This is a genomic window from Sciscionella marina DSM 45152, assembly GCF_000379465.1.
GTDB lineage: Bacteria > Actinomycetota > Actinomycetes > Mycobacteriales > Pseudonocardiaceae > Sciscionella > Sciscionella marina.
The window spans coordinates 120,370-127,413 of the sequence record NZ_KB905386.1 but is presented as its reverse complement, the minus strand read 5'-3'; the positions used below and the strand labels follow the sequence as shown (position 1 = coordinate 127,413).

At 65.9% G+C, this 7,044-nt stretch carries 5 protein-coding genes; 2 read left to right on the top strand and 3 right to left on the bottom strand.

The features are described 5' to 3' along the window. The first annotated feature begins 3 nt into the window (after positions 1-3). Together A37U_RS43660 and A37U_RS43655 are read left to right on the top strand one after the other, a co-directional pair. Positions 4-504: a transposase gene (locus A37U_RS43660; RefSeq protein WP_476707421.1), complete on the top strand. Its 501-nt coding sequence runs from the start codon at positions 4-6 to the stop codon at positions 502-504. A 40-nt stretch (positions 505-544) separates the two neighbouring features. Further along, a complete protein-coding gene (locus A37U_RS43655; RefSeq protein WP_083933487.1) occupies positions 545-1,789 on the top strand; it encodes an HNH endonuclease signature motif containing protein in 1,245 nt (414 codons plus the stop codon). 196 nt (positions 1,790-1,985) lie between these two features. On the opposite strand, the gene A37U_RS0114020 is transcribed toward A37U_RS43655, so the two are convergent. The 3 genes from A37U_RS0114020 to A37U_RS0114010 form a co-directional block, all read right to left on the bottom strand. Next, positions 1,986-3,569, bottom strand: a complete 1,584-nt coding sequence (locus tag A37U_RS0114020; RefSeq protein ID WP_020497275.1) for a hydantoinase B/oxoprolinase family protein — start codon at positions 3,567-3,569, stop codon at positions 1,986-1,988. 79 nt (positions 3,570-3,648) lie between these two features. Next, on the bottom strand, positions 3,649-5,688 hold the full coding sequence (locus A37U_RS0114015) for a hydantoinase/oxoprolinase family protein (RefSeq protein ID WP_020497274.1): 2,040 nt from the start codon (positions 5,686-5,688) through the stop codon (positions 3,649-3,651). Positions 5,689-5,714: 26 nt separating this feature from the next. Continuing rightward, a complete protein-coding gene (locus A37U_RS0114010; RefSeq protein ID WP_020497273.1) occupies positions 5,715-7,034 on the bottom strand; it encodes an MFS transporter in 1,320 nt (439 codons plus the stop codon). Between the last annotated feature and the right edge of the window lie 10 nt (positions 7,035-7,044).

The following is a 7,044-nucleotide window of genomic DNA, read 5'->3' as shown; positions in this document are numbered from 1 at the left end:
CAGATCGACAAGACCGTCCCGCGCGGCTTGGGTGTACACGTCGTACTGGACAACCTCTCCGCTCACACCGCACTCGAAGTCACGACATGGCTGGCCCACAAGGATCGCCGCCGCTGGCACCTGCACTTCACCCCGACCTCCAGTTCCTGGCTGAACGTGGTGGAACGCTGNTTCAAGGAATTGACCGACAAACGGCTCCGACGCGGCGTATTCACCAGCGTTGACGACCTCAAACAAGCCATCACCGCGTGGGCGCAACACTGGAACACCGACCCGAAACCGTTCGTGTGGAAAGCCACCACCGAAGAGATCATCACCAAGGTCCGACGCGGCCGCACCACGCTCCACCAGACCAAAACCCAGACGGACCGCTACGAAGCACCTCGCGGAGCAAGTGTTCGTCGATCAGGCCGGTCTCGGTCAGCAGGCGATGGCTGCGGCAGCGCTCAGCCTTTACCTTGTTCCGTCACCACAAGCTGGTCCGTTCGGGTGATTCCGGATTGAGCCGGTGAAACCCGTGCGGTTCAGCGGTATTATAGATGTCATGAACGCTGGGGAGTGTTCGACGGTGTTGTCGAACAGAGAATTGCTTGATCGGCTCCGCGAACAGGCCGCTGTGGTGCGGCGCGCGGAGGCAGAGTTCGCTCGTCTTGTGGCGTTGCTTGATAAGCACGGTGTACCGGTGGAGTTCGGGTATCGTGGTTCACCCGCGCGGATGGTTGAGGATGTGGCGCGGGTGGGTTTGGGTGAGGCGCGTCGGATTGCGGATCGTGCGCGGGCCTTGTTCGGGGCGTTGGGGATCAGCGGTGAGCCGTTGCCGCCGGATTTGCCGAATACGGCGGAAGCGTATGCGCGGGGCGAGGTTGGTGCCGAGCATGTGGATCGGATTCGGAAGTTCGCCGCGGAGTTGCCTGCGGATGTGTTGACGGGTGAGTCGTGGTCGATCGCGGAGAAGTGTTTGGCCACGGTTGCCAGCGAGAGCGGGGCGCGTGGGTTGAGTCGCCCGATCCGGGAACTACATGCGCGGCTGGATCCAGACGGGCAGGAACCCAATGACCATGAGCCGGTGCGGCCGCGCCGGGAAATCTGGCTACAGCAGCGCAACAGTGATTGGCTCATCGAAGGCCATTTGGACCAGGAAACCGGATTGAAGCTGCGCAGTGTTCTCGACGCGCTGGGCAAGACTCGCAGCCCGGAGACCGTTGACGGGGTTAAGGTGTTTCAGCGCCCGAGTGAACGGGACGCCGATGCGTTTGCCGAGATCGTCCAAATCGCCGCGAATCCGGAGAATCTGCCCGAAAACGGTGGGGAACCGTTCACCATCATGGTCACCATGACCGAACAAGCCCTGCGTGAAGGCATCGGCCAAGCCACCACGATGGACGGCAGCACCATCCCGGCCACCCAACTACGCCGCATCGCCTGCGATGCAGGGATCATTCCCACCGTCCTCGGGTCGGAGGGTGAAGTGCTCGACATGGGATGCCGCGACCGCACCGCACCCCCGAAACTCCGCCGAAGACTCATCGCCCGAGACCAGGGTTGTGCCCACCCCGACTGCGACAAACCACCAAGCCTCACCCAAGCCCACCACATCCAGCATCACGCCAACGGCGGACTCACCACCGAAGACAACATGGTGCTGCTGTGCGCTTATCATCACACCCTGATCCACAACACCGAATGGAAAGTCCACATACAGCACGGCAAACCCCAATTCACCCCACCCCGATACCGGCAATTCGGCTATAGCGCGGTTTCTCTGCCCCAGGATACGGCAATCGGGTGATGATGCACGCCTGCTGCTCAGTGGGCCTGGCATGCTCGGCGGGGCCTCTCAATCCATCGTAAACACCGAATTTTCGTTGCCACGACGGGGAAGTCGGTGAGCAAAGGTCGGATGACGCCGCACCCCGGCCGACCACGGAAGCCAACGCTGTCATGAGATGAGCCCGCAGTAGGTAAGGCCAGGGTGCATGCGTCGACTAGCGTTCCGCCGGGTCACCGTAACCGCCACCGCCACCGGACTCGCAGCGCAGCACATCGCCCTTGCGCACCCGCAAGCTGTTGGCCTTCAGCATTTCCCGGGCCCGCACGGTCCCCGGGTTGAGCGTGACGCGCGGCGGGGTACCGGATTCGCCGCCGAAAGCACCCCAGGCCGGGGTCACCGAACGCTCCCACCACAGGGACAGATCCTGATCGGCCTCCATGACGTATTCGCGGATCACGCCATCGCCACCGCGCCATGTCCCGGCGCCACCGGAACCCTCCCGAATGCGGTATTCGTTGACCCGCACCGGATAAAGCGTCTCCACGACCTCGATGGGCAGATCACGCAGCGAACCGTTGACGTTGTTGATCAGGGCGGTCTCACCGTCCCCGCCCTGCCAGGCGCCCCAACCGCCGACGGTGGCCTCGAGGGTGACGAACGGTTCCCCGGTACGCGGATTGTCCCCGGCGAACTGCACGATCATCGAATCGCCGTAACTCGCGGCCGCGACCCGTTCGGGCATCGCCGGGGCGAGCGCCTTCACCACGAGATCGATGAGCATGCCGAGGCTGGAATAGTAGTACTGGCACGCGGCCGGTTCGCGCGCGCCCAGCATGGAGCCCTCGCGGACCCTGACCTCGAGCGGCACGAAGGAACCGCCGTTGAGGCTGACCGTCGGCGAGATCAGCAGCTTGTACCCGACCCGGGCCGCGGAAACCGCCTGCGAACTGCCGCAGTTGACCGGACCGGTGGCCTGATCGGCACAGTCGGTGAGGTCGATGGTCATGCGCTCCCCGGACACGGTGATCCGCACGGTCACCTTCAGCGGGGTTTCCAGATCGATGGCGTCATTGTCCAGATATCCGGTCGCCGCGTACTCGCCGTCCGGGATCGCGGCCAGCCGTTCGCGTTCGAGCCGCTCGGTCTGGGCGAAGATCTCCGCACGGGCCGCGGCGATCGTCTCCGCGCCATAGCGGGCGAACAGTTCACCGAGCCTGCGCACCCCCATCCGCGCGCAGGCGATCTGGGCGCGCATATCGCCGAGGGTCACATACGGGAAGCGCACATTGGTCTCGATCAGGCCCAGCATGTCCGGCCGTTCCACGCCCGCGGCCACGATCCTGGTCGGGCGCATGCGCAGCCCCTCCTGATAGATGCTCGTGGAATCCATGGAACCACCCGGATCCTTCGACCCCATGTCGATCCAGTGCGCCCGGGAAGCGGCGAACCCGACCAGCTCCGCACCGACGAAGATCGGCGCGTACACCGTGCAGTCGTTGAGATGGGTGCCGCCGATATAGGAATCGTTGAGCACCCAGACATCGTCGGGTTCCCAGACGTCCGCGCCGAACTGCTCTTCGGTGTACCGGGTGCACTCCTCCAGATTGCCGAGGAAGATGGGCAGCCCCGAGGACTGGCCGAGCACCCGGTGCTCGCGGTCGAGCAGGGCGACCGCGCAGTCCTTGCCCTCGTAGATCGTCGGAGTGTACGAGGACCGGATCAGGGTCATGTTCATGTCCTCGGCGGCCTGGATCAGGCCCGAACGGATGATCTCCGTGGTGACCGGGCTGATATTCATAGCTCGACTCCTCGCTCGCTGCGCTCCTCGGGTCGCTTGGCGACCCTGCGATGCTCGTTCGCTCGTCGGCTTCGCGTGCTCATACCAGTGTCTCCTCGAATTCGATGGCGATGATCAGGAAACCGTGCTCGTCGACACGTAGTTCGGCACCCGGGGGAACCACGGTGGTCGCGGTGTCCTCGTGCACGATCGCCGGTCCGTTCAGCCGCGCACCCACGGCGAGCTCGGCGCGCGCGACAATGCTTGTCGGGCAAGGCTTTCCGTCGAAGACCACATCCCGGATGACCGGTTCGCTCGCGGGCGGCGCCGGTTCGGGCGCGGCCTCCGGACGCGGTACGACGCCGTGCCCGGTAGTGCGGATGGTGACGAACTGAACGGGCGCGCCCGGCGTGGCATGCCCGTAGCGGCGGTGATGCGCCTCGGCGAACCGTTCCTCGATGCGTGCCAGGAAATCCGCGCTGTCCACGGTGTCCTCGTCCAGGATCGGCACGGTGAGTGTGTAATCCTGGCTCTCGTACCGCATATCGATGCCGTGCACCACCGATCGCTTGTCCTCCGTGATGCCCTGCTCACCGAGCGCCGCCCAGGCCAAGTCCCGCAACTCATCCAGTGAACGCGCGAGCGCCGCGGTGTCCAGATCGGCGCTGGTGGCGAAGAACTGCATGGTGAAATCACGGCGCACATCGGCCTCGAGCATGCCCCAGGCGGAGAACGCTCCGGGGAACCGCGGCACCACGACCTCGGTCACCCCGATCTCACGGGCGATGAACGCCGCATGCATCGGGCCCGCCCCGCCGAAGGCCAGCAACGCGAACTCGCCCGGTTCGAGACCGTGTTCCACGGTGAGGGTGCGGATCGCCTGCGCCATCTTGGCATTGCCCACATCGCAGATTCCCGAGGCGAGCTCGACCGGATCCATGCCGAGCTGCCCGGCGAGCGCGGTGACCGCGGAACGCGCGGCAGCCAGATCGAGGTCCATCCCGCCACCGGCGAAGGAATCCGGATCCACCCGGCCGAGCACGCAGTTCGCATCGGTGACCGTGGCCTGTGTTCCACCGCGGCCATAACAGGCGGGACCGGGGACCGCACCCGCCGATTCCGGTCCGACCCGCAGCGCGCTGCCTTCCGCATAGGCTAGCGAACCACCGCCCGCGCCGACCGTGTGCAGGTTGACCAAGGGCATCAGTAACGGAAACCCCTCGCATTCCCCGTCCGGGGACACATCCGGGGCGTTGTCCAGCACCAGCGACACGTCGAAGGAGGTGCCGCCCATGTCCACGCAGATCAGGTTGGGCCGGTCGAGCAGGTTGCTCGCGGCCACCCCGCCCATGGTGCCGCCGACCGGACCGGAAAGCAGCGTCTGCAAGGGATGCCTGCGCGCGAACTCGGCATTGACCAGACCGCCCGAGGACTGCATCACGTGCACCGGGACCGGCAATCCCTGCTCCGCGAAGCGCGACTCGATCCGGTCCAGATAGCGGTGCACCGAAGGCCCGGTATAGGCCTCCATCACCGTGCTGGATGTGCGCTCGTACTCCCGCCATTCCGGGGCCACCTCATGGGAGAGCACCACGAGCACATCCTCACCGAGTTCCTCGCGCAGCAGCGAACCCGCGCGGCGCTCATGCTCCGGATCCAGGTAGGCGAACAGAAAGCACACCGCGACCGCCTCGAAACCCTGCTCGCGCACCCGTTTCGCCACCTGCCGCACGGCATCCTCGTCGAGCGGTTCGAGTTCGGTCCCGCTCGCGTCGAAGCGCCCGGCGACCTCCGCGATGTGCTCGCGGGGCACCAGGGGAGCCGGTTTGCGGTAGTGCAGATCGAAAAGCCGCTCCCGGTTCCCGCGCGCGATCCGGTAGACATCGCCGATGCCCTGCGTGGTCAGGATGAGCACCTTCGCGCCACGGCGTTCCAACAGCGCGTTGAGCCCCTGGGTGGTGCCGTGCACGAAGAACTCGATCTCGGCGAAGGACAGCTCGTGCAGTGCGTCGAACACACCACGGGCCAGATCCTCCGGTGTGGTCAACACCTTGCCCGCGCGCAGTTTCCGCGCGTTCCCTTCATAGGTGACCACATCGGTGAACGTGCCGCCGATGTCCATGGCGACCCGGTAGGTCATGACAGAACTCCTTGCTGTTGGGGGTTTCAGTCGAGCGCGCGGCCCTCCGTCTCGGGCAGCGGTAACACCGAGACGAGTGCGATGATCAGGAAGAGCATGATCGAGCCGATGGTGAGCGAGGACGCTATCCCGCCGTCCATCATCGCGCCGATCACCGGAACGGAGACGGTGTTCGCGAGCAGCACCGCGGAAGTGCTCCAGGAGTAGCCGATCCCGCGCAGGCTCGTCGGCAGGATCTCCCCGGACCAGGTGTTCCAGATTCCCCACGCGCCAAGGGAGAAGAACGCGAGGATGAGGTTTCCCGCGTACATCTGGCCCGCCCCGGTGGCGAAACCGAACAGCGCCCCGCCCGCCGCCGAGGCGAACACGAACGCGAGGAAGACCTTCTTGCGGCCGAACCTTCTGGTCAGCCAGGCGGCCAGCAGATAACCGGGAATCGAGACCAGCTGGGTGACCGCGACGAACCAGACCGCGCTGGAAACGCTGAGTCCCTTGCCCTGCAACAGGATCGGCAACCAGGTCTGCAGCCCCCAGTAACCCCAGCTGAACGTGAACGCGACGAGCAGCAGCAACAGGAACCGCCGCCGCACTCCGGTGCGGAACAGGCCCCGGATGTGCCCGCCCGCTGCGTCATCGGTCACCGCGAACCGGGTTTGCTCGGAAACCGTGCCGCCGAGCCTGCGCAGTACCCGCGCAGCCTCGGTGTGCCTGCCTTGTTTCGCCAGCCAGTACGGGGATTCGGGAACCCAGCGCAGCACGGCGAAGGCCCAGAGTCCGGCGAGCGCGGCCACGATGGCGACCGCCCGCCAGCTGACCGGGCCGAGTGTCTGGCTCACCCCGATGCACAGCAGGGTGCCGATGGGGAACCCGATGGAGAGCGCGACCGCGCCCTGGCCACGCCACCGCGTCGGCAGCAGCTCGAGGAAATACGGGAAGGTCACCGCGTACACCCCGCCGAAGGCGACTCCGGAGAGGAACCGGAGCACCAGGAACGGCCAGAACCCCGGGGAGAGCCCGGCGAGCAGGGCGAGCACGGAATAGAGCAGCAGGCTGAACACGGTCACCCTGCGGCGCCCGATCCGGTCGATGAGCCCGCCCCAAGCCAGTGCCCCGGGCACCATGCCGAAGGCCACCGCGGAAAGGGCCCAGCCGAGCTCGGTGTTGTTCACGCCGAACTCCGCGGCGATCCCGTTCGAGACGTAGACGAGCCCGACCTGTTCCCAGGCTTCCACGACGAAGGTGAAGAACAGCACCGCGCCCGCGAGGATGTGTGCCCTGCTCAGCCGCATCTCATCGCAGAACTCGCCGACCGAGTGGTGCGCGGCTGTCTCGCCCTGAGGTGTCATCGGTGACTCC